This is a genomic window from Candidatus Pseudomonas phytovorans, from assembly GCA_029202525.1.
GTDB lineage: Bacteria > Pseudomonadota > Gammaproteobacteria > Pseudomonadales > Pseudomonadaceae > Aquipseudomonas > Aquipseudomonas phytovorans.
This window is the reverse complement of the sequence record CP119325.1, coordinates 5,703,834-5,729,055: the sequence shown is the minus strand read 5'-3', so window position 1 is coordinate 5,729,055 and position 25,222 is coordinate 5,703,834. Positions and strand designations below refer to the sequence as shown.

General features: G+C 63.2%; 22 protein-coding genes. 16 read left to right on the top strand and 6 right to left on the bottom strand.

The window, feature by feature from the left end:
• The first annotated feature begins 90 nt into the window (after positions 1 to 90).
• From P0Y58_25335 to P0Y58_25320, 4 genes are all read left to right on the top strand, one after another.
• On the top strand, positions 91 to 1,347 hold the full coding sequence (locus tag P0Y58_25335) for an ATP-binding protein (protein WEK30174.1): 1,257 nt from the start codon (positions 91 to 93) through the stop codon (positions 1,345 to 1,347).
• Complete coding sequence (locus tag P0Y58_25330) at positions 1,347 to 1,907, top strand: response regulator transcription factor (GenBank protein ID WEK30173.1); 561 nt, start codon at positions 1,347 to 1,349, stop codon at positions 1,905 to 1,907. The genes P0Y58_25335 and P0Y58_25330 overlap by 1 nt, the downstream gene beginning before the upstream one ends.
• 221 nt (positions 1,908 to 2,128) lie before the next feature.
• Entirely contained in the window at positions 2,129 to 3,070 is a 942-nt protein-coding gene (locus P0Y58_25325) for an AEC family transporter (GenBank protein WEK30172.1), read from the top strand.
• 54 nt (positions 3,071 to 3,124) lie between these two features.
• Positions 3,125 to 4,480, top strand: a complete 1,356-nt coding sequence (locus P0Y58_25320) for an amino acid permease (protein WEK30171.1) — start codon at positions 3,125 to 3,127, stop codon at positions 4,478 to 4,480.
• Between the two features lie 22 nt (positions 4,481 to 4,502).
• Here P0Y58_25320 and P0Y58_25315 read toward each other — a convergent pair whose 3' ends face one another.
• From P0Y58_25315 to gatC, 5 genes are all read right to left on the bottom strand, one after another.
• Complete coding sequence (locus P0Y58_25315) at positions 4,503 to 5,546, bottom strand: calcium/sodium antiporter (GenBank protein ID WEK33396.1); 1,044 nt, start codon at positions 5,544 to 5,546, stop codon at positions 4,503 to 4,505.
• Positions 5,547 to 5,606: 60 nt separating this feature from the next.
• Entirely contained in the window at positions 5,607 to 5,981 is a 375-nt protein-coding gene (locus P0Y58_25310) for a septal ring lytic transglycosylase RlpA family protein (GenBank protein ID WEK30170.1), read from the bottom strand.
• Positions 5,982 to 6,134: 153 nt separating this feature from the next.
• Entirely contained in the window at positions 6,135 to 7,580 is a 1,446-nt protein-coding gene (gene gatB, locus P0Y58_25305; protein WEK30169.1) for an Asp-tRNA(Asn)/Glu-tRNA(Gln) amidotransferase subunit GatB, read from the bottom strand.
• Positions 7,581 to 7,591: 11 nt separating this feature from the next.
• Positions 7,592 to 9,043, bottom strand: coding sequence for an Asp-tRNA(Asn)/Glu-tRNA(Gln) amidotransferase subunit GatA (gene gatA, locus P0Y58_25300; GenBank protein ID WEK30168.1), 1,452 nt, complete (start codon positions 9,041 to 9,043; stop codon positions 7,592 to 7,594).
• 15 nt (positions 9,044 to 9,058) lie between these two features.
• Positions 9,059 to 9,346 (bottom strand): Asp-tRNA(Asn)/Glu-tRNA(Gln) amidotransferase subunit GatC, encoded by a 288-nt coding sequence (gatC, locus tag P0Y58_25295; GenBank protein ID WEK30167.1) that lies wholly within the window; start codon positions 9,344 to 9,346, stop codon positions 9,059 to 9,061.
• A gap of 205 nt (positions 9,347 to 9,551) precedes the next feature.
• Here gatC and mreB point away from each other — a divergent pair, with 205 nt between their 5' ends.
• From mreB to tldD, 8 genes are all read left to right on the top strand, one after another.
• Positions 9,552 to 10,589, top strand: a complete 1,038-nt coding sequence (mreB, locus tag P0Y58_25290; protein ID WEK30166.1) for a rod shape-determining protein MreB — start codon at positions 9,552 to 9,554, stop codon at positions 10,587 to 10,589.
• Between the two features lie 166 nt (positions 10,590 to 10,755).
• Positions 10,756 to 11,811, top strand: coding sequence for a rod shape-determining protein MreC (mreC, locus tag P0Y58_25285; GenBank protein ID WEK33395.1), 1,056 nt, complete (start codon positions 10,756 to 10,758; stop codon positions 11,809 to 11,811).
• Positions 11,811 to 12,299, top strand: coding sequence for a rod shape-determining protein MreD (mreD, locus tag P0Y58_25280; protein ID WEK30165.1), 489 nt, complete (start codon positions 11,811 to 11,813; stop codon positions 12,297 to 12,299). Before mreC ends, mreD begins: the two co-directional genes overlap by 1 nt.
• Positions 12,300 to 12,332: 33 nt before the next feature.
• The gene (locus P0Y58_25275; protein WEK30164.1) at positions 12,333 to 13,031 is read left to right on the top strand and encodes a Maf family protein; all 699 of its coding nucleotides are present in this window, start codon (positions 12,333 to 12,335) and stop codon (positions 13,029 to 13,031) included.
• A 57-nt stretch (positions 13,032 to 13,088) separates the two neighbouring features.
• On the top strand, positions 13,089 to 14,546 hold the full coding sequence (gene rng, locus P0Y58_25270) for a ribonuclease G (GenBank protein ID WEK30163.1): 1,458 nt from the start codon (positions 13,089 to 13,091) through the stop codon (positions 14,544 to 14,546).
• A gap of 82 nt (positions 14,547 to 14,628) precedes the next feature.
• The gene (locus P0Y58_25265; GenBank protein ID WEK30162.1) at positions 14,629 to 18,450 is read left to right on the top strand and encodes a YhdP family protein; all 3,822 of its coding nucleotides are present in this window, start codon (positions 14,629 to 14,631) and stop codon (positions 18,448 to 18,450) included.
• 8 nt (positions 18,451 to 18,458) lie between these two features.
• Entirely contained in the window at positions 18,459 to 19,310 is an 852-nt protein-coding gene (locus P0Y58_25260; protein ID WEK30161.1) for a carbon-nitrogen hydrolase family protein, read from the top strand.
• A gap of 2 nt (positions 19,311 to 19,312) precedes the next feature.
• Positions 19,313 to 20,752 carry a metalloprotease TldD gene (gene tldD, locus P0Y58_25255; protein WEK30160.1) on the top strand — a complete coding sequence of 480 codons (1,440 nt, stop codon included), beginning with the start codon at positions 19,313 to 19,315 and terminating at the stop codon, positions 20,750 to 20,752.
• 114 nt (positions 20,753 to 20,866) lie between these two features.
• On the opposite strand, the gene yjgA is transcribed toward tldD, so the two are convergent.
• Complete coding sequence (gene yjgA / locus P0Y58_25250; protein WEK30159.1) at positions 20,867 to 21,385, bottom strand: ribosome biogenesis factor YjgA; 519 nt, start codon at positions 21,383 to 21,385, stop codon at positions 20,867 to 20,869.
• Between the two features lie 108 nt (positions 21,386 to 21,493).
• Here yjgA and pmbA point away from each other — a divergent pair, with 108 nt between their 5' ends.
• From pmbA to P0Y58_25230, 4 genes are all read left to right on the top strand, one after another.
• Positions 21,494 to 22,840 carry a metalloprotease PmbA gene (gene pmbA, locus P0Y58_25245; protein ID WEK30158.1) on the top strand — a complete coding sequence of 449 codons (1,347 nt, stop codon included), beginning with the start codon at positions 21,494 to 21,496 and terminating at the stop codon, positions 22,838 to 22,840.
• A gap of 129 nt (positions 22,841 to 22,969) precedes the next feature.
• Entirely contained in the window at positions 22,970 to 23,362 is a 393-nt protein-coding gene (locus tag P0Y58_25240; protein WEK30157.1) for a FagA protein, read from the top strand.
• Positions 23,355 to 24,731 (top strand): class II fumarate hydratase, encoded by a 1,377-nt coding sequence (locus P0Y58_25235; GenBank protein ID WEK30156.1) that lies wholly within the window; start codon positions 23,355 to 23,357, stop codon positions 24,729 to 24,731. The genes P0Y58_25240 and P0Y58_25235 overlap by 8 nt, the downstream gene beginning before the upstream one ends.
• Positions 24,732 to 24,759: 28 nt before the next feature.
• Positions 24,760 to 25,221 (top strand): hypothetical protein, encoded by a 462-nt coding sequence (locus P0Y58_25230; GenBank protein WEK30155.1) that lies wholly within the window; start codon positions 24,760 to 24,762, stop codon positions 25,219 to 25,221.
• Position 25,222: the final 1 nt, after the last annotated feature.

The window sequence follows — 25,222 nt, the reverse complement described above, 5'->3', positions numbered from 1 at the left end:
AAAGTGTGGCGCTTTGCCGCATCGCTGCAGCAGGGTGCCCGGCTTCGGTATACTCCAGCCGATTTTCTGGAGCACTCATCAGGAGAGCTCATGCTCGCTGCCGTACAACCGTTGTCCGCTACCCGCCAGAACCTCTGGCGCCTGACCGTTATTCGGGTCCTGGTCCTGGCTGCCCAGGCCGGCTCGGTGGGTGTTGCCTACTGGACCGAGCTACTGCCATTGCCATGGTTGTCGCTGGCCGGCACCTTGGCCCTGTCCTCGTTGCTGTGCGCCTTCACGGCGCTGCGCTTGCGCCTGTCGGTGCCGGTCACCGAAATGGAGTATGCCCTGCAGCTGGCCTGTGACCTGCTGATTCACAGTGCCTTGCTGTATTACTCCGGCGGGTCGACCAACCCGTTCGTGTCGTATTACCTGGTACCGTTGGCGATTGCCGCGGTAACCCTGCCGTGGCTGTACTCGCTGATTCTTTCGGGCATCGCCCTGACTGCGTACAGCATGCTGCTGGTGCAGTTCTACCCGCTTGAAGGCCTGCCGATGGCGCGGGACAAGATGCAGGTCTACGGCATGTGGCTGAGCATTGCCCTGGCTGCTGCGGTGATTACCTTCTTTGCTGCGCGCATGGCCGAAGAGCTGCGCCGGCAGGAGCAGTTACGGTCTGAACGGCGCGAAGAAAGCCTGCGCGACGAGCAACTGCTGGCCGTGGCCACCCAGGCTGCCGGTGCCGCCCATGAGCTGGGAACGCCGCTGGCGACCATGAGCGTGCTGATCAACGAAATGCGCCAGGACCACACCGACCCGCTGCTGCAGGAAGACCTGCAGATCCTCCAGGACCAGGTAAAGCTGTGCAAAGAAACCTTGCAGCAGTTGGTGCGCGCCGCCGAAGCCAATCGCCGCCTGGCTATCGTTGAGCAGGACGTGACCGCCTGGCTGGACGAGGCGCTGAACCGTTGGCACCTGATGCGCCCGGAAGCCAGCTACCGCTTCCAGCGCCTGCGTGATGGCAAAGTACCGCGTCTGACGCCTCCGCCTGATCTGACCCAGGCACTGCTGAACCTGTTGAACAATGCCGCAGATGCTTGCCCCGATGACCTGGAAGTCCGCCTGGACTGGGACGCCCAGGACATCGTCATCAGCATTCGCGACCATGGCCCTGGCGTGCCACCGGCCATTGCCGAAGCCATCGGCAAGCCCTTTATTACCACCAAAGGCAAAGGCTTCGGCCTGGGCCTGTTCTTGAGCAAGGCCAGCGTGACCCGTGCGGGCGGTTCGGTAAAACTCTATAGTCATGAACAGGGTGGCACCCTGACCGAATTGCGCCTGCCCTATGGCAAGCGAGGAGATGAATGATGAGCGAAGAAAACCAGGTCGAAAGCGAAGAGCTGCCGCACCTGCTGCTGGTGGATGATGACGCCACCTTCACCCGGGTCATGGCCCGGGCCATGAGCCGTCGCGGTTTCCGCGTGAGCACTGCCAGTTCTGCCGAGGAAGGCTTGATCCTGGCCCAGCAGGACCTGCCGGACTACGCCACGCTGGACCTGAAGATGGACGGTGACTCCGGCCTTGTGCTGCTGCCCAAGCTGCTGGAGCTGGACCCGGAAATGCGCGTGGTGATCCTGACCGGTTACTCGAGCATTGCCACTGCGGTGGAGGCGGTCAAGCGCGGTGCCTGCAATTACCTGTGCAAGCCGGCCGACGCCGATGACGTGCTGGCAGCGTTGCTGTCGGAGCATACCGACCTGGATACCCTGGTGCCGGAAAACCCGATGTCGGTCGACCGCCTGCAGTGGGAACACATCCAGCGCGTGCTGAACGAGCATGAGGGCAACATTTCGGCCACCGCGCGGGCGCTGGGCATGCACCGCCGGACCTTGCAGCGCAAACTGCAGAAGCGCCCGGTCCGTCGCTGATTCTATGTTGGCTTCTTCGCGGGCACGCCCGCTCCCACAAATACCGCGCCGCCCTTGAGAGCAGTGCCGTACCTGTGGGAGCGGGCGTGCCCGCGAAGAGGCCAGTACTGGCAGTGCAGAATCTGAAAGACATGTGCTTTTATCACGCGCGATCCCCGCAAATCCCGGCTGTTGGCGTATCATTGGCCGCCTGACGGCAACCCCTCCAGGATCGCTAGCGCATGCTCGCCCTTCTTATCCAGACGCTGAACATCACGGCACCTGTCTTCGCCATGTTGTTCATGGGCGTGCTGCTCAAACGCATCCACCTGATCGACGACAACTTCAACCGCGTCGCCTCGCAGTTGGTGTTCAATGTCTGCATGCCTGCGCTGCTGTTCCTCGGTATCTACCACGCCGACCTGGCAGCAGCGGTAAAGCCTGGAGTCATCCTCTACTTCATCGCCGCCACACTGGTTGGCTTTGCCGTCGCCTGGGGTATGGCCATCTGGCGCAGCCCGCTAGCGGAGCGGGGCATTTATACCCAAGGCGCGTTCCGCGGCAACAACGGCGTGATCGGCCTGGCCTTGGCCGCCAGTCTGTACGGGGACTATGGTATTTCCCTGGGGGCAGTGCTCGCCGGCCTGGTCATCCTCATGTACAACTCGCTGTCGGCAGTGGTACTTGCGGTGTACAGCCCGGACCTCAAGTCCGACCCCTGGAGCATCTGCAAGAGCATCTTCAGCAACCCGCTGATCATCAGCGTGCTGGTGGCTACCCCCATGGCTTACGGTCAGGTGCCGCTACCCAACTGGCTGCTGACTTCGGGTGATTACCTCGCCCAGATGACCCTGCCGTTGGCGTTGATGTGCATTGGCGGGACCCTGTCGTTGGCGGCATTGCGCGACAGCGGCAGGCTGGCCATCGACGCCAGCCTGGTGAAGATGGTCTGGCTACCGCTGGTGGGCACCTTGGGCGCCTGGCTATGCGGTTTTCGCGGGGCCGAACTGGGCATCCTGTTCCTGTACATCGGCAGCCCCACCGCTGCGGCCAGCTACGTGATGGCACGTGCGGCCAACGGCAACCATGAACTGGCGGCGTCGATCATCGTCATTACGACGTTAATGGCGGCAATCACCACCAATATCGGCATTTTCATCTTGCAGTGGGGCGGATGGATCTAGATCCTTGACTGCAAACAACACAAAAAACAGCCTCACTGAGCTAAAGGACACTTCATGCAAGACCAGAGCACGCCCGAGCTGCAGCGCGGGCTGAAGAATCGCCATATCCAGCTGATCGCGCTGGGCGGGGCCATTGGTACCGGCTTGTTCCTGGGTATCGCCCAGACCATCCAGCTGGCCGGCCCCTCCGTGTTGCTGGGGTATGCCATCGCTGGCCTGATGGCCTTCCTGATAATGCGCCAGCTGGGTGAAATGGTTGTCGAAGAGCCGGTGGCCGGCAGCTTCAGCCATTTTGCCCACCAATACTGGAGCGAGTTTGCCGGCTTCGTGTCGGGCTGGAACTACTGGGTGGTCTATGTGCTGGTTGGCATGGCCGAACTGACCGCGGTGGGTATCTACGTGCAGTACTGGTGGCCGGATTTCCCCACCTGGGCGACGGCGGCGATCTTTTTCGTGGTAATCAACCTGATCAACCTGACCCAGGTGAAGGTCTATGGCGAAATGGAATTCTGGTTCGCCCTGATCAAGGTGGTTGCCATTGTCAGCATGATCGGTTTCGGCGCCTGGTTGCTGACCAGCGGCCATGGCGGCCCGGATGCCAGCGTAGCCAACCTGTGGCAGTACGGCGGCTTCTTCCCTAACGGTGTCAGCGGCCTGGTGATGGCGATGGCGGTGATCATGTTCTCGTTCGGTGGCCTGGAGCTGGTGGGTATCACCGCTGCCGAGGCCGACAACCCGCGTCAGAGCATCCCCAAGGCCACCAACCAGGTGGTGTACCGCATCCTGATCTTCTACATCGGTGCCCTGGCGGTACTGCTGTCGCTGTACCCGTGGCAGAAGGTCGTGCAGGGCGGCAGCCCGTTCGTGATGATTTTCCACGAGCTGGACAGCGACCTGGTGGCGACCATTCTCAATATCGTGGTGCTGACGGCTGCGCTGTCGGTTTACAACAGCTGCGTATACGCCAACAGCCGCATGCTGTTTGGCCTGGCCAGCCAGGGCGACGCACCGCGCCAGTTGCTGAAAGTGAGCCGCAGCGGTGTGCCGCTGACTGCGCTGGGCGTTTCGGCCTTCGCTACCGGCTTGTGCGTAGTGATCAACTACCTGATGCCGGGTGAAGCCTTTGGTTTGCTGATGGCCCTGGCGGTGTCGGCGTTGGTGATCAACTGGGCGAGCATCAGCATTACCCACCTGAAGTTCCGCAAGGCCAAGCTGGCGGCCGGAATCACCCCGTTCTACAAGAGCCTGGGGCACCCGCTGACCAACTACCTGTGCCTGGCGTTCATCGTGCTGATTCTGGTGGTGATGTACCTGACCCCGCCGATTCGTATCTCGGTGATGCTGATCCCGGCATGGATTGCCGTGCTGTGGGTGGCCTTCAAACTGAAGAAGGCCCGCCAGGCCAAGTAGTAAAGCAGGCCCGGCCTCTTGTCTAGTGCTGCCGCCGCCAAGCGCGCGCGGTGGTGTACAGCAACACCATCGCGAGCACCGGCAGCACGTAGAACAGCATCAAACGTTCCAGGCGGCCTGCCAGCGGCATGCCCATGGTAAACGCCGCTACGTGCAGCCCGTAGGCCAGGTACAGGCAAAGGAACACCACGCCTTCGGCCCGGGTGATCCGGTAACCGGAATAAAACACCGGCAGGCTCAGCACGGCAACGCCGAGCATCACTGGCAAGTCAAATGACAGCGCATTGGGTGAGATCGACAGCGGCTCGGGGGTGACCAGTGCGGTCAGGCCGAGCACGGCCAGCAAGTTGAACAGGTTGCTGCCGATCACCGTGCCCACGGCGATCTCCCTTTCGCCACGCAGGGCGGCGATCAGGGCGGCAGCCAGTTCCGGCAGGGAAGTGCAGATGGCGACGACCGTCAGGCCGATGATGCGCTCGGACAGGCCCAGGTCGGTGGCCACCTCGACGGCAGCCTCCAGTAGCAGGTGGCCGCCCAGGCTCAGCAGGCCAAGGCCGGCCAGCACTTGCAGCAGCGTGCCCGACCAGAAACGCCTGGCGCTGGACTTGGTCGTATCCGGCGCAGGGTAGGTGCGTGCGTAGTGGCGCGACTGGTGCCAGAGCATTGCCAGGTAGCCGGCCAGGCCAAGCAGCAGCAGCCCACCTTCTACCCGGCCCAGATGGCCGTTGGCGGAGAGGGCGTAGACCAGGCCGCTGGCGACGATCATCAGCGGAATGTCCAGGCGCACCAGCTGGCGCGATACGCGCAGGGGAATGATCAGTGCGGCCAGGCCGAGAATGACCAGTACGTTGAAAATGTTGCTACCGATCACGCTGCCCACTGCCACATCCGGCGCGCCCTGGTAGGCGGCCTGCAGGCTCACGGTCAGTTGTGGCGCGGTACTGCCGAAGGCCACCAGGCTCAGGCCGATGATCAGCGGGCGAACATGAAGGCGCTGTGCCAGGCGCAGCGCTGCGCGCACCAGCAATTCGGCGCCGCCGACCAGCAGCAGCAGGGCAATGCCCAGTTGCAGCAGGCTGAAGGTGGGAAGGGTGGCCAGGTCGAAAATGGTCGGACTCCTGTCGCGTCAGTCGCTAAGCCCTTGTACTCGCACGCGCGCCGTTCCGCTACGGAGCATGCCGATTTTTTCTGCAGCAGCGCGAGACAGGTCGATCAGGCGGCCGCGGGTGTGCGGGCCACGGTCGTTGATGCGTACCACAACACTGCGCTGGTTGGCCGTATTGGTGACCAGTACGCGGGTGCCGAACGGCAGGCTGCGGTGGGCGGCGGTGAGGCCATGCTGGTTGAAAGGTTCGCCGCTGGCAGTGCGTTTGCCGTGGTGGCGTGAGCCGTAGTAAGAGGCGGTGCCCGTCTGGTCATAACCACGCGGGTCGATGTCGTGGCTGGCGCAGCCGGCCAGGAAGGAAAACAGGGCCAGGGTGCCGAGGGATCGTTTTAGCAAGTTCTTGCTCCGATGCTGCAGTTGGGGCCGCTGTGCGGCCCATCGCAGGCAAGCCAGCTCCCACAGGTACAGCGCTGCCCTTATGAGCGATGCTGTACCTGTGGGAGCTGGCTTGCCTGCGATCGAGGGCAGAGCCCTCGCCGCTTTTTCAGCTCACCCTTCGAGCTTGGCCTTGAGCAATTGGTTCACCTGCCCAGGGTTGGCCTTGCCTTTGGAAGCCTTCATCGCCTGGCCCACGAAGAAGCCGAACATCTTGCCGCGCTTGGCCTCATCGGCCGCGCGGTACTGTTCGACCTGCTCGGCGTTGGCTGCCAGCATTTCGTCGAGCATCTTGTCGATCGCACCGGTGTCGGTGACCTGCTTGAGGCCTTTGCTCTCGATGATGCTGTCGGCATCGCCTTCACCGGCAGCCATGGCCTCGAACACGGTCTTGGCGATCTTGCCGCTGATGGTGTTATCGCTGATGCGCAACAGCATGCCACCCAGGTGTGCGGCGCTGACCGGGGCCTGGTCGATCTCGACGCCCAGCTTGTTCAGCAAGCTGCCCAGCTCGACCATGACCCAGTTGGCCGCCAGCTTGGCGTCGCCACCGATTTTTACCACTTCTTCGAAGTAGTCCGCCTGTTCGCGGCTGGATGCCAGCACGTTGGCGTCGTAGGCCGACAGGCCATACTGGCTCTGGAAGCGTTCGACTTTCTGTGGCGGCAGTTCCGGCAGGCCGGCGCGGAGGGTTGCGAGGAAGCTGTCCTCGATCACCACCGGCAGCAGGTCCGGGTCGGGGAAGTAACGGTAGTCGTTGGCTTCCTCTTTGCTGCGCATGGAACGGGTTTCGTCCTTGTTCGGATCGTACAATCGGGTTTCCTGTATCACCCTGCCACCGTCTTCGATCAAGTCGATCTGGCGCTGGATTTCGCTGTTGATCGCGCGCTCGATGAAGCGGAACGAGTTGACGTTCTTGATCTCGCAGCGGGTACCGAACTCGACCTGGCCTTTCGGGCGGATCGACACGTTGCAGTCGCAACGTAGCGAGCCTTCGGCCATGTTGCCATCGCAGATGCCCAGGTAGCGCACCAGCGCGTGGACCGCCTTGACGTAGGCCACGGCTTCCTTGGCGCTGCGCATGTCGGGCTCGGAAACGATTTCCAGCAGCGGGGTGCCGGCACGGTTCAGGTCGATACCGGTGGAACCGCTGAAGTCTTCGTGCAGGCTCTTGCCGGCATCTTCTTCCAGGTGCGCGCGGGTTACCCCGATGCGCTTGATGGTGCCGTCTTCCAGGGCGATATCCAGGTGACCCTTGCCGACGATCGGCAGGTCCATCTGGCTGATCTGGTAACCCTTGGGCAGGTCCGGGTAGAAGTAGTTCTTGCGCGCGAACACGTTGCGCTTGCCGATTTCGGCATCGATGGCCAGGCCGAACATGCACGCCATGCGCACGGCTTCCTGGTTCAGCACCGGCAGTACGCCGGGCATGCCCAGGTCAACCAGGCTGGCCTGGGTGTTCGGCTCTGAGCCGAAGGTGGTGGCGCTGCCGGAGAAGATCTTCGACTGGGTGGCGAGCTGAGTGTGGATTTCCAGCCCGATCACAACTTCCCATTGCATGTGTGAACTCCTCAGAAGCCGTTGGGGGCACGGGTGTGCCAGTCGGTCACTTGCTGGTAGCGGTGCGCGACGTTGAGCAGGCGGCCTTCCTGGAAATACGGCGCCAGCAGTTGCACGCCGACCGGCAGGCCGTCGACGAAGCCGGCCGGCATCGACAGGCCCGGCAGGCCCGCCAGGTTGGCGGTGATGGTGTAGACGTCTTCCAGGTAGGCGGCGACCGGGTCGCTGCTCTTGGCGCCAAGCTTCCAGGCCGGGTTTGGCGTGGTTGGGCCGAGGATCAGGTCGACGTCGTTGAACGCAGCCATGAAGTCGTTCTTGATCAGGCGGCGGATCTGCTGCGCCTTGACGTAGTAGGCGTCGTAGTACCCAGCCGACAGAGCGTAGGTGCCGACCATGATGCGGCGCTGCACTTCAACGCCGAAGCCTTCGCCACGCGAACGCTTGTACAGGTCGGTGAGGTCTTTCGGCGCATCGCAGCGGTAGCCGAAGCGCACGCCGTCGAAGCGCGACAGGTTGGAAGAGGCTTCAGCCGGGGCGATCACGTAGTAGGCCGGGATGGCGTGCTGCATGTTCGGCAGGCTGATTTCCTTGACCACGGCACCGAGCTTTTCCAGCTCTTTGACGCTGGCCTGGACCAGGTCGGCGATGCGTGGGTCGAGGCCGGCACCGAAGTACTCCTTCGGCAGGCCGATGCGAAGGCCCTGCAGCGAACCATTGAGGTTGGCGCTGTAGTCCGGCACCGGCTCTTCGATGCTGGTGGAGTCCTTGGCGTCGAAACCGGCCATGCCTTGCAGCAGCAGGGCGCAGTCTTCGGCAGTGCGGGCCAGCGGGCCGCCCTGGTCGAGACTGGAGGCGTAGGCAATCATGCCCCAGCGCGAAACACGACCGTACGTCGGTTTGAGGCCGGTGAGGTTGGTCAGTGCCGCCGGCTGGCGGATCGAGCCGCCGGTGTCGGTGCCGGTGGTGGCCGGCAGCAGGCGCGCAGCCACAGCGGCAGCCGAGCCGCCGGACGAACCGCCCGGGACGTGCTCGAGGTTCCATGGGTTCTTCACCGCGCCGTAGTGGCTGGATTCGTTGGCCGAACCCATGGCGAACTCGTCCATGTTGGTCTTGCCCAGGGTGACCATGCCAGCTTCAGCCAGCTTGGCGACCACGGTGGCGTCGTACGGTGCCTTGAAGTTGTCGAGCATCTTCGAGCCGCAGCTGGTGCGTACGCCGTTGGTGCAGAACAGGTCCTTGTGGGCGATGGGGGCACCCAGCAGCGCGCCGGTTTCGCCGGCGGCGCGACGGGCGTCGGCGGCACGCGCCTGGCCCAGGGCCAGGTCTTCGGTGACGCTGATGAAGCTGTTGAGTTGCGGGTCGAGCTGCTTGATACGCGCCAGCAGGGCGCCGGTCAGCTCTTCGGAGGAAAACGACTTGTCGGCGAGTCCGCGGGCGATCTCGGCCAGGGTCAATTGATGCATGGCAGGCTCTATCCCTTACTCGATGACTTTGGGAACCAGGTACAGACCGCTTTCGGTCGACGGCGCGATTGCCTGGTAGGCGTCGCGCTGGTTGCTTTCGGTGACCTGGTCGGGTCGCAGGCGCTGGCTGGCCTCCAGCGGGTGGGCCAGGGGCTCGATGCCAGTGGTATCGACCGCTTGCATCTGGTCGACCAGCCCGAGGATGCTGTTCAGGGCATCGGTAATGCGTGGCAGTTCGCCATCATTCAGCCCCAGACGGGCCAGATGGGCGATCTTTTCCACGTCGCAGCGTTCAAGCGCCATGGGGATCTCCAAGGGAAACAAAGAACGGAATTTGAGTCCGTGATGAGGAACATGTCAGCTTTCTGGCGGTCCAACGGCCGCGATCATCGGCTGGCATGCTCGGAAAAACAGCCAATTTAACATATTGGCTCCTTGCCCAAAATCCCTGCCATTGTTAGAGTTTGCCGCACTTTTTTACCCACGCTTTCCCCAGGGTCACTTTCCCATGTTCAAGAAACTGCGTGGCATGTTTTCCAGCGATCTTTCCATCGACCTGGGTACTGCCAACACCCTTATTTACGTGCGTGAGCGCGGTATCGTCCTGAATGAGCCCTCGGTTGTTGCCATCCGTACCCATGGCAATCAGAAAAGCGTCGTCGCCGTCGGTACCGAAGCCAAACGTATGCTGGGCCGTACGCCTGGCAACATTGCTGCCATTCGTCCGATGAAGGACGGCGTCATCGCCGACTTCAGCGTTTGCGAAAAAATGTTGCAATATTTTATCAACAAGGTTCACGAGAACAGCTTCCTGCAGCCAAGCCCGCGCGTGCTGATCTGCGTGCCGTGCAAGTCGACCCAGGTAGAGCGCCGCGCCATTCGCGAGTCGGCCCTGGGTGCCGGTGCCCGTGAAGTGTTCCTGATCGAAGAACCGATGGCTGCTGCCATCGGTGCCGGCTTGCCGGTTGAAGAGGCCCGCGGTTCGATGGTCGTCGATATCGGTGGTGGTACCACTGAAATCGCGCTGATCTCCCTGAACGGCGTGGTCTATGCCGAATCCGTCCGCGTTGGCGGCGACCGCTTCGACGAAGCCATCGTCACCTACGTGCGCCGCAACTATGGCAGCCTGATCGGCGAGTCCACCGCCGAGCGCATCAAGCAGGAAATCGGTACCGCCTACCCGGGCGGCGAAGTACGCGAAGTCGATGTACGTGGCCGCAACCTGGCCGAGGGCGTACCGCGTGCCTTCACCCTGAACTCCAACGAAGTGCTTGAAGCGCTGCAGGAATCGCTGGCGACCATCGTTCAGGCCGTGAAAAGCGCCCTGGAGCAATCGCCACCTGAACTGGCTTCGGATATCGCCGAGCGTGGCCTGGTGCTGACCGGTGGTGGTGCGCTGCTGCGTGACCTCGACAAGCTGCTGGCCCAGGAAACCGGCCTGCCGGTAATCGTCGCCGAGGACCCGCTGACCTGTGTCGCCCGTGGCGGCGGTCGCGCCCTGGAGATGATGGACAAGCACGCGATGGACCTGCTCTCCAGCGAGTGATTCCACTCGCTGTTCACGAGCGCCCGGTTTACAGGCAGTACGCACAGTGCTACCTGTATGTGCTGGGCTGGCGCCCGTTCAGGGCGCCGTATCCGTCAATCCGCAACCAGGCTGGTGCGTTGTCCCATGTCCAATGACCTCCTGAGTCGTCCACGAGGAACGGCCCATTAAACCGCTTTTCTCCAAGGGCCCTTCGCTGGGCGTTCGCCTGCTCGTTCTGGTGGTAATGTCGGTCGCGTTGATGGTTGTCGACGCGCGCTTCGACGTGCTCAAACCCGTGCGCAGCCAGATGGGCCTGGTGCTGATGGAGTCGTACTGGATCACCGACCTGCCGCAGCGTGCCTGGCAAGGTGTGGCCGGCCAGTTCGGCAGCCGCACCGAATTGATCGCCGAAAACGAAAAGCTCAAGACCGAAGGTCTGCTGTTGCAGGGGCGCCTGCAAAAACTGGCGGCCCTGACCGAGCAGAACGTCCGGCTGCGTGAATTGCTCAATTCTTCGGCGCTGGTCAACGAAAAGGTCGAAGTGGCCGAGCTGATCGGTGTCGACCCCAACCCGTTTACCCACCGCATCCTGATCAACAAGGGCGAGCGCGACGGTGTGTTCCTTGGCCAGCCGGTGCTCGATGCGCGGGGCCTTATGGGTCAGGTGGTCGAGCTGATGCCCTACACCTCGCGGGTGCTGCTGCTGACCGATACCACCCATAGCATTCCGGTGCAGGTCAACCGCAACGGCCTGCGCGCCATCGCCAGCGGCACCGGCAACCCGGAGCGCCTTGAACTGCGCCATGTGGCCGATACCGCCGATGTGAAGGAGGGCGACCTGCTGGTCAGCTCCGGCATGGGCCAGCGGTTCCCGGCCGGTTACCCGGTGGCCACGGTCAACGAGGTGATCCACGATTCCGGGCAGCCGTTCGCCATCGTGCGCGCCATCCCCACCGCCGCGCTCAATCGCAGCCGTTACATGCTGCTGGTATTCAGCGACCGGCGTACCCCGGAGCAGCGCGCCACCGACGCCGCCATCGCCCAGGAAGAGGCTGACCGCAAGGGCACCTCGGGCCCTGTGCAGCCGGCGAGTCCAGGCGAGCAGGGCACACCTGCCAGCAATACGCCTGTGGCGCCAGCCACATCCGCAGCGCCGGCCGCCCAGCCTGCAGCCCCGGCAGCTACTCCTGCCACGCCTGCCGCAGCGCCTGCCGCACCCGCTCAAACCCGGAGACAATGATGGCTGCTTCACGCCGCAACAACGGCTGGGTCATCTGGCTGACTTTCGCCATCGGCCTGCTGCTCAGCGTCTCGCCCATGCCGCAGTTCATGGAAGTGTTCCGGCCCATGTGGCTGGCGTTGCTGGTGTCGTTCTGGACCCTGGCGGTGCCGGGCAAGGTCGGCATGACCACGGCGTTCGTGCTGGGCCTGGCTGAGGATGTGCTGTATGGCACCCTGCTTGGGCAGAACGCGTTGATCCTTACGCTCATCACCTTCCTGGTGCTGTCGTTGCAGCAGCGTTTGCGCATGTTCCCCATGTGGCAGCAAAGCCTCGTCATCCTGGTGATCTTCGGCATCGCCCAGCTCATCCAGCTGTGGCTCAGCGCGCTGACCGGCAACCGCCTGCCTACCCTGGCGCTGGTCTGGTCGGCAGTCATCAGTGCCTTGCTCTGGCCGTGGATCAGTTTCGCCCTGCGCGACCTGCGCCGACGCTTGCGCATCAACTGACGGCGACGCCGCAACTGACAGGGAGATGTCTGCATGAACCCGCTGTACCTGGCCTCTGGCTCGCCCCGCCGTCGTGAACTGTTGACCCAGATCGGTGTGCCGTTCAGTGTCGTCAGCGCCCCCATCGATGAAACCCCGTTGCCCGACGAAAGCGCCCAGGCCTACGTCGAACGCCTGGCCCGGGCCAAGGCTGCCGCTGGCCTGGCCAACCTGAGAGATCTGGTGCAGGGCCTTCGCGGGCACGCCCGCTCCCACAGGGACGGCGCTGTACCTGTGGGAGCGGGCGTGCCCGCGAAGGCCCCAAAGGGGCCCGCTGTTGTGCTGGGGGCAGACACTGCCGTGGTGCTCGATGGGCGTATCCTCGGTAAACCGGAAAACCGCGATCATGCCCTGGCCATGCTGGCTGACCTGTCGGGTCGTGAGCATCAGGTACTGACCGCCGTGGCCCTCGATGACGGCCTGGGCGTGCGCAGCTTGTGCGTTACCAGCAACGTGCGCTTTCGGGTCATCAGCACCGATGAAGCACAACGCTACTGGGCCAGCGGCGAGCCTGTGGACAAGGCCGGTGGCTACGCCATCCAGGGCCTGGGCGCAGTGTTCGTCACCGGCCTCTCAGGCAGTTATTCGGCCGTGGTAGGCCTGCCCCTCAGTGAGACTGCCGAGTTGCTAGGCACGTTCGGTATCGCCTGTTGGCAATCGCCCGTGCATGCGCCAGAGGTAACAAAGCCGTAGTAGCCAGCACGGCATACGCCATCCATCATTACAAAAGACCTTTGACGAGAGCCGGCCATGAGTGAAGAGATCCTGATCAACATCACCCCGATGGAGTCACGTGTGGCGGTGGTGGAAAACGGGGTACTGCAGGAAGTGCACGTCGAGCGCACCCAGCGCCGTGGCATCGTCGGCAATATCTACAAGGGCAAGGTGGTGCGTGTCCTGCCGGGCATGCAGGCGGCCTTCGTCGACATCGGCCTGGAGCGTGCTGCGTTCATCCATGCGTCGGAAATTTCCCAGCGTGAAGGCTCGGCAGTCGAGACCATCACGGCATTGGTGCACGAAGGCCAGGCCCTTGTGGTGCAGGTGACCAAGGATCCGATCGGCAGCAAAGGTGCACGCCTGACCACCCAGCTGTCGATCCCGTCGCGCTACCTGGTGTATATGCCGCGCAGCAGCCATGTCGGCATTTCGCTGAAGATCGAAGACGAAGCCGAGCGTGACCGCCTCAAACAGGTGGTCAGCAACTGCATGGACAGCGAAAACATCAAGGATGCCGGTGGCTTCATCCTGCGCACCGCCGCTGAAGGCGCACGTGCTGAAGAGATCTTGCAGGATATCCGTTACCTGCGCCGCCTGTGGGAGCAGATTGGCTCCCAGATCAAAACCTGTGGCGCGCCCATGGTCATCTACGAGGATCTGGGCCTGGCCCTGCGTACCCTGCGTGACCTGGTCAATCCGAAAATCGAGAAAATCCGCATCGACTCGCGTGAAACCTTCCAGAAGACCACGCAGTTCGTCGGTGAATTGATGCCGGAGATCGCTGACCGCCTCGAACATTACCCGGGCGAACGACCCATTTTTGACCTGTACGGTGTCGAAGACGAAATCCAGCGCGCCCTGGAGCGCAAGGTGCCGCTGAAGTCCGGTGGCTACCTGGTGGTCGACCCGGCCGAAGCGATGACCACCATTGACGTGAACACCGGTGCATTCGTCGGCCATCGCAACCTTGAAGAGACCATCTTCAAGACCAACCTGGAGGCCGCCACGGCCATCGCCCGGCAACTGCGCCTGCGCAATATCGGCGGCATCATCATCATCGACTTCATCGACATGGAAGATGAAGAGCACCAGCGCCAGGTGCTGCGCACCCTGGAAAAACAGCTGGAACGGGATCACGCAAAAACCAACATCATCGGCATCACCGAACTGGGCCTGGTGCAGATGACCCGCAAGCGCACCCGTGAAAGCCTGGAGCAGGTGTTGTGCGAGCCGTGCCTGGGCTGCCAGGGCCGTGGCAAGCTGAAAACCCCCGAGACCATCTGTTACGAAATCTTCCGCGAGATCCTGCGCGAAGCCCGTGCCTATCAGGCCGAGGGCTACCGTGTGCTGGCCAACCAGAAGGTGGTCGACCGTCTGCTGGATGAGGAGTCCGGTAACGTGGCAGAACTGGAGGCCTTTATCGGTCGAACCATTCGCTTCCAGGTCGAGTCGATGTATTCGCAGGAACAATACGACGTGGTGCTGCTCTGAGGTCTTCTCGAACGCGCCACTGGATGGTCGTGCTGGCAAAACCGCCACTACCGGCCATCATGGATAAACGACTTGGAGGGCCATGGCCATGGGACGTCTGACTCGCGTTCTTGTCGCCTTGACCCGCTGGGGGCTGGGCGTTTGCGCCCTGCTGGCGGTATTGGTGGCGCTGTATGTCAGCCTCGGCCGCGAGTTGGTGCCGCTGGTGGCCGAGTACCGCGCCGATGTGGAGCGCAAGGCAGAGCAGGCGCTGGGCTTGCCGGTGCATGTCGGGGCCCTTGAAGGGCGCTGGAGCGGGCTGGCACCGGTGCTGCGGGTACGTGACCTGCAACTTGGTGAAGGTGCAACGGCGCTACGGCTGGACGACGTCAGGGTGGTTCCCGATCTCTGGGCCAGCCTCCGTACCCGCGAAGTGCGCCTGGCGCGTATCCAGTTGGGCGGCCTGCAACTGATCCTGCGCGAGAACGAGCAGGGTGCCTGGCACCTTGAAGGCTTGCCAAAGCAGGACGATGCGCCACTTGACCCTGCCGAACTGTTGCAGCGCCTGGGTCAGCTGGGCCGCATCGATGTGTTCGACAGCCAGGTCACTTTGCACCCGTGGCAGCGTGACCCGCTTACCCTGACGTATGTCCGCGCTGGCCTGCAGGCAGGCGCTTCGCGCCAAGCGGTGGAGCTGAGTGCGACCCTGCCCGATGGCCAGCCACTGGCGCTGAACCTGCGTAGCCGTGCGTCGGCGCAGGCCTGGCGAGATGGCCAGGTTGATGCCTATCTGAGCCTGCCGCAAAGTGACTGGGCGCGATGGTTGCCGCCACGCGTGCTGGGCCAGTGGCATGCCGACGTGCTGCGAGCAGGCGGTGAGTTCTGGGTCGATTGGCGCGAAGGGCAATTGCAGCAGGCTGTGGTGCGGCTCAACGCACCTGAGCTGCAGGGCAACTATGTGGGGCGCAAGGCCGCGACACTGAACAACCTGGCCTTGGGTGCCTGGTTCCAGCGACGGGGCCAAGGCTTTGATGTGGTGGTCGACTCGCTGGCCATGGACATCGGCAAGACCCGCTGGGAATCGCACCTGCAGCTGCAGCAGCGCCCCGGCGAAAATGCTGCCGATGAAAGCTGGAAGGTGCAGGCCGACCGGCTCAACCTTACCCCCCTGACCCCGTTGATCGATGCCCTGGCACCGCTGCCTGACAATGTCATGGCCGTGGTCGATGGCTTGAAGGTAACCGGCGCGTTGCGCAATGTACGGTTGGAGGCTCGGCCCAAGGCCGAGGGTGACCAGCGCCTGCAGTTCGAAGCCAACCTGGAAAAGGTCGGTTTCGATGCATACCACAGTGCCCCGGCTGCCGGTAACGTCAGCGGCAGCATCAGCGGTGACCTGGGTCATGGAGAGCTGCGCCTGGATACCGATGCGTTCATGCTGCATCTGTACCCGATCTTTGCCAAACCCTGGCACTACCAGAAAGCCAACGCGCGCCTGACCTGGGCGCTGGACAAGGAAGGCTTCACCCTCATTGCCCCTTACCTCAAGGTGCTGGGCGAGGAGGGCAGGATTGCCGGTGATTTCCTTATTCGCCTGTTGTTCGAGGAAGGCCGCGAGGACTACATGGACCTGCGTGTCGGCCTGACCGAGGGCGATGGCCGGTACACCGCCAAGTACCTGCCCGAGGTGCTCAGCCCGGCTCTCGACGAATGGCTGCGCAGCGCCATCGTCAAAGGCACAGTGGATGAGGGCTACTTCCAGTATCAGGGCTCGCTGAACCATGGCGCCGCGCCCGAGGCACGCAGCATCAGCCTGTTTTTCAAGGTGCGGGACGCGGCCCTGGACTTCCAGCCTGGCTGGCCGCAGGTGCAGCACGTGGATGGTGATGTGTTGATCGAGGACAGCGGCGTGCGCATCAAGGCGCAGCGTGGCGTGTTGCTCGACACCAAGGTCAGCGACGTAAGCGTAGACATCCCGCATGTCGAGGGTGACCAGCACAGCCGACTTTACCTGGATGGCGATTTCGATGGCAGCCTGGGCGATGGCCTGAAAATACTCAAGGAAGCGCCGATCGGCACGGGCGAGATCTTCGCCGGGTGGGAGGGCGAAGGGCCGTTGAAGGGCAAGGTCAAGCTCGACATCCCGCTGGCCCACGGAGAGCGACCGAAAGTACGGGTAGACTTCACCACCCGCGATGCGCGCCTGAAAGTGGCCCCGCCGAGCCTGGAGTTGAGCCGTTTGAAGGGTGATTTCAGCTTCGACTTTGACAAGGGCCTGAGTGGCAAAGACATCAGCCTGCAGGCATTCGGCAAGCCGGTGACGGCGCAAATTACCGCCGAAGGCCAGCCGGGGCAGATGCAGACGCGCATCGACGCCAATGGTCAGGCATCGCTCAAGGCACTGACCGACTGGCTGCAGTTCAAGCAGGCTTTGCCAGCGTCTGGCGACTTGCCTTACCAGTTGCAGCTCAGCCTGGGTAGCCGGGAAAACCGGCTGAGCGTCAACTCGACCCTCAAGGGCCTGGCCATTGACCTGCCGGCGCCGTTCGGCAAAGCAGCTGCAGACAGCCGTGACAGCCGTTTCAGCATGAACCTGCAGGGCCAGGAGCGGCGTTTCGATGCCGCGTATACCGACCTTGCACGCTTTGCCTACGCTGCACCGGCTGACAAGCTGACCCAGGGCCGTGGTGAATTGCTGTTGGGCGCCGGTGACGCCCAACCGCCCGCTGGCCAGGGCTTGCGGGTGCGCGGGCGCCTGGCGTCGCTGGACCTGGCACCCTGGCAGGAACAGGCGGCCCGCCTTGCTGGCGACGACCCGGGAGGCAGCGCGCGACAGAACCTGCAAAGCGTCGACCTGAGCATTGGTCAGCTGAAAGCCTTCGGCATGGACCTGAACCAGGCCGTGGTACGCATGGCCCGTGGTGGCGCGGCCTGGGACCTGCGGCTGGACAGCAAGGAAGTGATTGGCAACGCCCGAGTGCCGGATGCCAAAGGTGCGCCCATGGTCGTGCGTATGCAGACCCTGCGGCTACCGGCAGCCGACCCTGCCCAGGCTCAGGCTGAAGATGGCCCGGACCCGTTGGCCTCGTTCGATCCGCGCAAGGTACCTGCGCTGGACCTGAACATCGACAAGCTCTACCGCGGCGACGACCTGTTTGGCAGTGCGGCGATCAAATTGCGACCGACAGCGCGTGGTGTGACCGCCAGCGATATCGACCTCGACTTCAAAGGGCTGCGCATTGACGGCGGTGGTGGCTGGGAGGGCGTGCCGGGCAGCACCAGTAGTTGGTACAAGGGGCGCCTGGACGGCAAGAACCTGGCAGATGTGCTCAAAGCCTGGGGCTTTGCCCCGACCGTGACCAGTCGTGACTTCCGCCTGGATGTGGACGGCCGTTGGCCAGGTTCGCCCGCAGCGGTAGGCTTGAAGCGTTTTTCTGGCAGCATGGACGCGGCGCTGCGCACCGGCCAGTTCGTCGAAGTTGAAGGCAGCGCTCAGGCGCTGCGCGTGTTCGGCCTGCTCAACTTCAACTCCATTGGCCGGCGCCTGCGGCTGGACTTCTCCGACCTGTTCGACAAGGGCCTGGCCTATGACCGGGTCAAAGGCTTGCTGGTGGCCAGCGATGGCGTGTACGTGACCCGTGAGCCGATCACCATGACCGGCCCTTCGAGCAGTTTCGAGCTGGAAGGCACCCTGGACATGGTGCGCGACCGGGTCGATGCCAACCTGCAGGTGAGCCTGCCCGTGACCAACAACCTGCCACTGGCCGCGCTGATTGTCGGCGCCCCGGCTATCGGCGGCGCACTTTTCCTGGTCGACCGCTTGATCGGTGACCGCGTGTCGCGCTTTGCCAGCGTGCACTACCGTGTCGAAGGGCCGTGGAAAGAGCCTAGAATCACATTTGTGAAACCTTTCGAGAAATCCCGCTAGGAGTACCCATGAAGGCAGCGGTAATCCAGATGGTCAGCCAAGACGATGTGCTGGCCAACCTGCAGCGTGCCGGTGCCCTGTTGCAGCAGGCCGCGCTCGGTGGGGCACGACTGGCGGTGCTGCCAGAAAACTTCGCCGCCATGGGCCGCAAGGATGCCGCAGCCATCGGCCGCGCAGAAGCGTTGGGCGAAGGGCCGATCCTTCCATGGTTGAAACGCACCGCCCGCGACCTCAAGTTATGGATTGTCGCCGGTACTTTGCCTCTGCCTCCGGTTGGCCGGCCCGAGGCCAAGGCCCATGCCTGCTCGCTGCTGATCGACGAAAACGGCGAGGTGGCGGCACGCTATGACAAGCTGCATCTGTTCGACGTGGACGTTGCCGACAACCGCGGTCGCTACCGTGAGTCGGACGATTACGCCCATGGCGCCCAAGTGGTGGTGGCTGACACGCCGGTTGGGCGGCTGGGGCTTAGCGTGTGCTACGACTTGCGCTTCCCTGAGCTGTACAGCGAATTGCGCGCGGCTGGCGCGGAACTGATCACGGCGCCAGCGGCCTTTACTGCCGTGACAGGCGCGGCGCATTGGGAGGTGCTGGTACGCGCCCGCGCGATCGAAACCCAGTGTTACCTGCTGGCTGCGGCGCAGGGCGGCACGCACCCAGGCCCTCGGGAAACCCACGGCCATGCGGCGATCGTCGACCCTTGGGGGCGCATCGTCGCAGAACAGGCGCAAGGCGAAGCGGTACTGCTTGCCGAGCGCGACATTGATGAACAAGCGTCCATCCGGGCGCGCATGCCGGTGGTATCGCACCGGCGCTTTTTCTCGCAGGGCGCGTTGCGGCCTGCGCACACCTCGGAGTGACTATGAGCCAGATGTTATCCACCGTCAGCGAGCAGCTCCTGGCCCCAGGCGGCTTGACCCTGGACAGCCTGCAGAGCGTGCTGGGTGAGTTGGCCGGCCCCGGCATCGACGCCGCCGACCTGTATTTCCAGGGGCAGATCTCGGAAACCTGGGCGCTGGAAGACGGTATCGTCAAAGAAGGTAGCTTCAACCTGGACCAGGGCGTGGGCGTCCGTGCCCAGTCTGGTGAAAAGACCGGTTTCGCCTACAGCAATGCGATCAACCTTGAGGCATTGACCTCGGCGGCGCGCGCCGCCCGTTCGATTTCCCGCGCCGGGCAGAACGGCACGGTCCAGGCCTTCCGCAGCCAGGAAGTGACCGCTCTGTACGCCGCAGACAACCCGCTGGATGTACTGAGCCGCGCCGAAAAGGTTGAGCTGCTCAAGCGTGTCGATGTCGCCACCCGCGCCCTGGATCCGCGCATCCAGCAGGTCAGCGTGAGCATGGCCGGGGTCTGGGAGCGCATCCTGATCGCTGCGGCCGATGGCAGCCTGGCCGCCGACGTGCGCCCGCTGGTGCGCTTCAACGTCAGCGTCATCGTCGAGCAGAACGGCCGTCGCGAGCGCGGCGGCCAGGGCGGTGGCGGGCGTACTGACTACCGCTTCTTCACCGAGAAACGGGTGATGGGTTATGCCCGCGAGGCCTTGCGCCAGGCGCTGGTAAACCTGGAGGCGATCCCGGCACCTGCCGGCACTTTGCCGGTGGTACTGGGCTCCGGCTGGTCGGGCGTGCTGTTGCACGAGGCGGTTGGCCATGGCCTGGAAGGTGATTTCAACCGCAAGGGCAGTTCGGCGTTCAGCGGCCGTATTGGCGAGAAAGTGGCATCGAGCCTGTGCACCATCGTTGACGATGGCACGCTCGAAGGCCGCCGTGGCTCGCTGAGTGTGGATGACGAAGGCACCCCGACCGAATGCACCACGCTGATCGAGAACGGTGTGCTCAAAGGCTACATGCAGGACAAGCTCAACGCCCGCCTGATGGGCATGGCGGTAACCGGTAACGGCCGCCGTGAATCCTACGCGCACCTGCCGATGCCGCGCATGACCAACACCTACATGCGTGCAGGCGAAAGCGACCCGCAGGAAATCATCGCGTCTGTGAAAAAGGGTATCTACTGCGCCAGCCTGGGCGGTGGCCAGGTGGACATTACCAGCGGCAAGTTCGTGTTCTCGACCAGTGAGGCCTACCTGATCGAAGACGGCAAGATTACTGCTCCGGTCAAAGGGGCGACCCTGATCGGTAACGGTCCGGAGGCGATGAGCCGGGTGTCGATGGTCGGCAACGACCTGGCGCTGGATAGCGGGGTAGGGACGTGCGGCAAGGACGGGCAGTCGGTGCCGGTGGGCGTAGGGCAGCCTACCTTGAAGCTGGATGCGATTACCGTGGGCGGTACCGGAGCGTAATGGTCACGGGGACCAATGTGGGAGCGGGCGTGCCCGCGAAGCAGGCGACGCGGTGCATGGCACCGGCTTCGCCGGTGTTCGCGGGCACGCCCGCTCCCACAGGGGCCCGGTTTATCAGCGCAAGCCGCGCTGCATCTCGTCGAGGTCGCGGATGTACTTGAACACCTTGCGCATGGCGGCCGGCGGCTTGTTCCGCGCCTTCTCGTGTTGCGCGTGGCGGATCAGCGAGCGCATTTGCTGGCGATCAGTATCGGGGTACTCCTTGACGAAGCGCTCAAGGTCTTCGTCGTTACCGTCGATCAACCGGTCGCGCCAGCGCTCCAGGCCGTGGAAGCGCTCGTTGTACTGGCGGGTCGAGCTGTCCATCTGCTCAAGCAAGGCATGGATGGCATCCAGGTCCTGCACGCGCATGAGCTTGCCGACAAACGACATGTGGCGTTTGCGGGCGCCGTGAGCGGTGTGCTTGCTGGCTTCGGCCAGGGCTTTGCGCAGCTCGTCGGTCAACGGCAGGCGTGCAAGGGTATCGGCTTTGAGTGTGGTAAGGCGCTCGCCGAGTTCGACCAGTTCATGCAGTTCGCGCTTGATCTGGGTTTTGCTTTTTTCGCCGTCGAAGGCGTCGTTTGAATCAACCATGGTGGCAGTCCGCTAGAAATCGCCGCCATGATAACCAGTCGGGGGCCGCTTGTCCGGCCCGGTCGTAGAATGACCCTCGCCGAACGCAGAATTTGAGTGGAGAGAACCATGAGTGCAGTCCAGAGCGTAGGTCCGAAAGACCTGCCAGCATTGCAGGAGCAGGTCGAGCAGATTATTGCCGAGGCGAAGCGCCAAGGGGCCAGTGCCTGCGAAGTGGCGGTGTCGCTGGAGCAGGGCCTGTCCACCACGGTACGCCAGCGTGAGGTCGAAACGGTCGAGTTCAACCGCGACCAGGGCTTTGGTATCACCCTGTACGTTGGCCAGCGCAAAGGTTCGGCCAGCACCTCGGCCAGTGGCCCGGACGCGATCCGCGAAACCGTCGCTGCAGCCCTGGCGATCGCCAAACACACCTCCGAGGACGAATGTTCCGGGCTGGCCGACGCCGCGTTGATGGCCCGGGAAATCCCGGATCTGGACCTCTACCACGACTGGGCTATCGAACCCGAAAAGGCCATCGAGATGGCCCTGGCCTGCGAGGCGGCGGCGTTTGACGCCGATCCGCGCATCCTCAATGCCGACGGCACCACACTCAATACCCACCAAGGCTGCCGCGTGTATGGCAACAGCCATGGCTTCATCGGGAGTTACGCTTCGACCCGGCACAGCCTGAGCTGCGTGATGATCGCTGAAGGCGATGGGCAGATGCAGCGTGACTACTGGTACGACGTGAACCGCCAGGGCGACCTGCTGGCTGACCCGCGCAGCATCGGTGTGCGCGCTGCCCAGCGCGCAGCCAGCCGCCTGGGCGCGCGTCCCGTACCTACCTGCGAGGTGCCAGTGCTGTTTTCTGCCGAACTGGCCGGCGGCCTGTTCGGCAGCTTCCTCTCGGCCATTTCCGGCGGCAATCTTTACCGCAAGTCGTCGTTCCTTGAAGGGACCATTGGCCAGCGTCTGTTCCCGTCCTGGTTGACTCTCGACGAGCGCCCGCACATTCCGCGCGCGTTGGGCAGCGCCGCGTTCGACGGTGATGGCCTGGCCACCTATGCCAAGCCGTTCGTCGACAAAGGCGAGTTGGTGTCGTACCTGCTGGGCACCTATTCCGGGCGTAAGCTGGGATTGCCAAGCACGGCCAACTCTGGCGGTGTGCACAACCTGTTCGTCACTCACGGTGTCGAAGACCAGGCAGCACTGATCCGCCGAATGGGCCGCGGGCTGCTGGTCACCGAGTTGATGGGGCATGGCCTGAACATGGTGACGGGTGATTACTCCCGTGGTGCAGCCGGCTTCTGGGTCGAAAATGGCGAAATCCAGCATGCCGTGCAGGAAGTGACCATTGCCGGCAATATGAAGGATATGTTCCAGCAAATAGTTGCGATTGGTAGCGATCTTGAGACCCGCAGCAACATTCATACAGGGTCGGTGCTGATCGAACGGATGACGGTCGCCGGCAGCTAAAAATTTTCATGAAATACAAGACCCGGCCCCGCGCCGGGTTTTTTCTTTCATCACTCCCCACTTGAAGTGATTCTATTTATCACTTAATAATGAATATCATTATCCAGCAACTCCGGCGATGATGTTCACATGAAACCCGTCCTCCGCGAACTGCCCTACCTGGAAAACTGGCGCTGGCTCAGCCGGCGCATCCGCTGTGCGCTCGAACCCGACGAGCCGCGCCTGATCGAGCATTACCTGGCCGAAGGCCGCTATCTGGTGTGCTGCACCGAGACCTCGTCATGGACGGTGGCACTGACCTCTTTCCGCCTGCTGCTGGATACCGCCTGCGACCGCATGCTGCCCTGGCACTGGCGCTGCCTGTGCCTGGATCAGGCATGGCGCCCGCTGCTGGACCTGCGCAACCTCGACCGCCAAGAGCAGAACCAGCGTTGGCAGCCCTACGCCCTGCAGTTGGCCAATTGCCGTCTGCTGCCGTCGATTTCTCCCGATGAACTGATGCAAGGATTTGATGATGAGTGATACCCGTATCGAGCGTGACAGCATGGGTGAACTGCAGGTGCCGGCTCAGGCCCTGTACGGTGCCCAGACCCAGCGCGCGGTCGACAATTTCCCGGTCAGCGGCCTGCGCATGCCGGCCCAGTTCATTCGTGCCTTGTTGCTGGCCAAAGCTGCCGCCGCCAAAGCCAACGTCGAGCTGGAGCAACTGTCTGCGGCGCAGGGCCAGGCCATCGTCAAGGCTGTCGAGCAACTGCTGGCGGAAGACTTCATCCAGCACTTCCCGGTGGATGTGTTCCAGACCGGCTCCGGCACCAGTTCGAACATGAACGCCAACGAGGTGATTGCCACCCTGGCCAGCCGCGTGCTGGGTGACGCGGTCAACGCCAACGACCACGTCAACTGTGGGCAGAGCAGCAACGACATCATCCCCACCACCATTCATGTCAGCGCTGCGCTGGCCCTGCATGAGCAACTGCTGCCAGCGCTGGGCCACCTGGTACAGGTAATCGAGACCAAATCGGCGCAAGTGCATCAGTATGTAAAAACTGGCCGCACCCACTTGATGGACGCCATGCCGGTACGCATGAGTCAGGTGCTGGATGGCTGGGCGGCGCAGATCAACGCTGCCAAAGGACACATCGAAGCTACCCTGCCCAGCTTGCAGGCGCTGGCCCAAGGCGGCACTGCCGTGGGTACCGGCATCAACGCCCACCCTCAGTTCGCAGCCGGTTTCGCCCGACAGCTCAGCGGCCTGACCCAGGTCGAGTTCACCCCTGGGCAGAACCTGTTCGCCCTGATCGGCTCGCAAGACACCGCTGTGGCGCTGTCTGGCCAGCTAAAGACCACTGCCGTGGCACTGATGAAAATCGCCAACGACCTGCGCTGGATGAACTCCGGCCCACTGGCCGGCCTGGGCGAAATCGAGCTGGAGGGCTTGCAACCGGGCTCTTCGATCATGCCAGGCAAGGTCAACCCGGTGATCCCGGAGGCCACTGCCATGGTTGCCGCCCAGGTGATTGGTAACGACGCGACCATCGCTATTGCTGGGCAGTCTGGCAACTTCGAGTTGAACGTGATGCTGCCGGTGATCGCCCGCAACCTGCTGGAGAGCATCGAGCTGATGGCCAACGTCAGCCGCTTGCTGGCCGACAAGGCCATCGCCAGCTTCAAGGTCAACGAGGGCAAGCTCAAGGAAGCCCTGGCGCGCAACCCGATCCTGGTCACTGCGCTGAATCCGATCATCGGTTACCTCAAGGCCGCCGAAATCGCCAAGACCGCCTACAAGCAGGGCCGCCCGGTCATCGATGTGGCGCTGGAACATACCGATCTGTCGCGTGACCAGCTGGAAGCGCTGCTGGACCCGGAAAAACTCACCGCCGGCGGTATCTGACCCTGCGTCACCGCCCAGGAGACAAGCCATGCAGCACTGGAAACGCACAACGGAAACCGCCAACCGCCTGTTTGAACAAGGCGAGCTGGTAGACGCCCGGGAACATTACCTGCAAGCACTGGCGCTGGCCCAGGTGCTGTTCGAGCGCTGGCATGACGTCGACGAAGCGGTGGCCGTCTTTGTGATCGCCCACCACAACCTGGCCGACCTGCACCTGCGCCTGAACCAGCCGCACGAGAGCGCCGACTACCTGTGTGCCGCTCACCAGCGGCTGCTGCAGGCCAGCCAGGAGGCGCGCTTGCCCCAGGCGCTGCGTGACGCAGCCCTGCGCCACAGTGGGCGAACCTACACCGAACTGCTGAGTTTCATCGCCGAGTACGGTCAGTACCCACGTACCGAGCGCCTGCTCAACCGCCACAACGCCGGGGCCAGCGACCTCGCTGCCCAGCCGGACGTGGCGCCCAGTACCCATGCCTACGGAATTCACTGAC

Coding starts and splice junctions, on each gene's coding strand:
- P0Y58_25335 (WEK30174.1), top strand. CDS start 91: ATGCTCGCTGCCGTACAACCGTTGTCCGCTACCCGCCAGAACCTCTGG.
- P0Y58_25330 (WEK30173.1), top strand. CDS start 1,347: ATGAGCGAAGAAAACCAGGTCGAAAGCGAAGAGCTGCCGCACCTGCTG.
- P0Y58_25325 (WEK30172.1), top strand. CDS start 2,129: ATGCTCGCCCTTCTTATCCAGACGCTGAACATCACGGCACCTGTCTTC.
- P0Y58_25320 (WEK30171.1), top strand. CDS start 3,125: ATGCAAGACCAGAGCACGCCCGAGCTGCAGCGCGGGCTGAAGAATCGC.
- gatB (WEK30169.1), bottom strand. CDS start 7,580: ATGCAATGGGAAGTTGTGATCGGGCTGGAAATCCACACTCAGCTCGCC.
- gatA (WEK30168.1), bottom strand. CDS start 9,043: ATGCATCAATTGACCCTGGCCGAGATCGCCCGCGGACTCGCCGACAAG.
- gatC (WEK30167.1), bottom strand. CDS start 9,346: ATGGCGCTTGAACGCTGCGACGTGGAAAAGATCGCCCATCTGGCCCGT.
- mreB (WEK30166.1), top strand. CDS start 9,552: ATGTTCAAGAAACTGCGTGGCATGTTTTCCAGCGATCTTTCCATCGAC.
- mreD (WEK30165.1), top strand. CDS start 11,811: ATGGCTGCTTCACGCCGCAACAACGGCTGGGTCATCTGGCTGACTTTC.
- P0Y58_25275 (WEK30164.1), top strand. CDS start 12,333: ATGAACCCGCTGTACCTGGCCTCTGGCTCGCCCCGCCGTCGTGAACTG.
- rng (WEK30163.1), top strand. CDS start 13,089: ATGAGTGAAGAGATCCTGATCAACATCACCCCGATGGAGTCACGTGTG.
- P0Y58_25265 (WEK30162.1), top strand. CDS start 14,629: ATGGCCATGGGACGTCTGACTCGCGTTCTTGTCGCCTTGACCCGCTGG.
- P0Y58_25260 (WEK30161.1), top strand. CDS start 18,459: ATGAAGGCAGCGGTAATCCAGATGGTCAGCCAAGACGATGTGCTGGCC.
- tldD (WEK30160.1), top strand. CDS start 19,313: ATGAGCCAGATGTTATCCACCGTCAGCGAGCAGCTCCTGGCCCCAGGC.
- yjgA (WEK30159.1), bottom strand. CDS start 21,385: ATGGTTGATTCAAACGACGCCTTCGACGGCGAAAAAAGCAAAACCCAG.
- pmbA (WEK30158.1), top strand. CDS start 21,494: ATGAGTGCAGTCCAGAGCGTAGGTCCGAAAGACCTGCCAGCATTGCAG.
- P0Y58_25240 (WEK30157.1), top strand. CDS start 22,970: ATGAAACCCGTCCTCCGCGAACTGCCCTACCTGGAAAACTGGCGCTGG.
- P0Y58_25235 (WEK30156.1), top strand. CDS start 23,355: ATGAGTGATACCCGTATCGAGCGTGACAGCATGGGTGAACTGCAGGTG.
- P0Y58_25230 (WEK30155.1), top strand. CDS start 24,760: ATGCAGCACTGGAAACGCACAACGGAAACCGCCAACCGCCTGTTTGAA.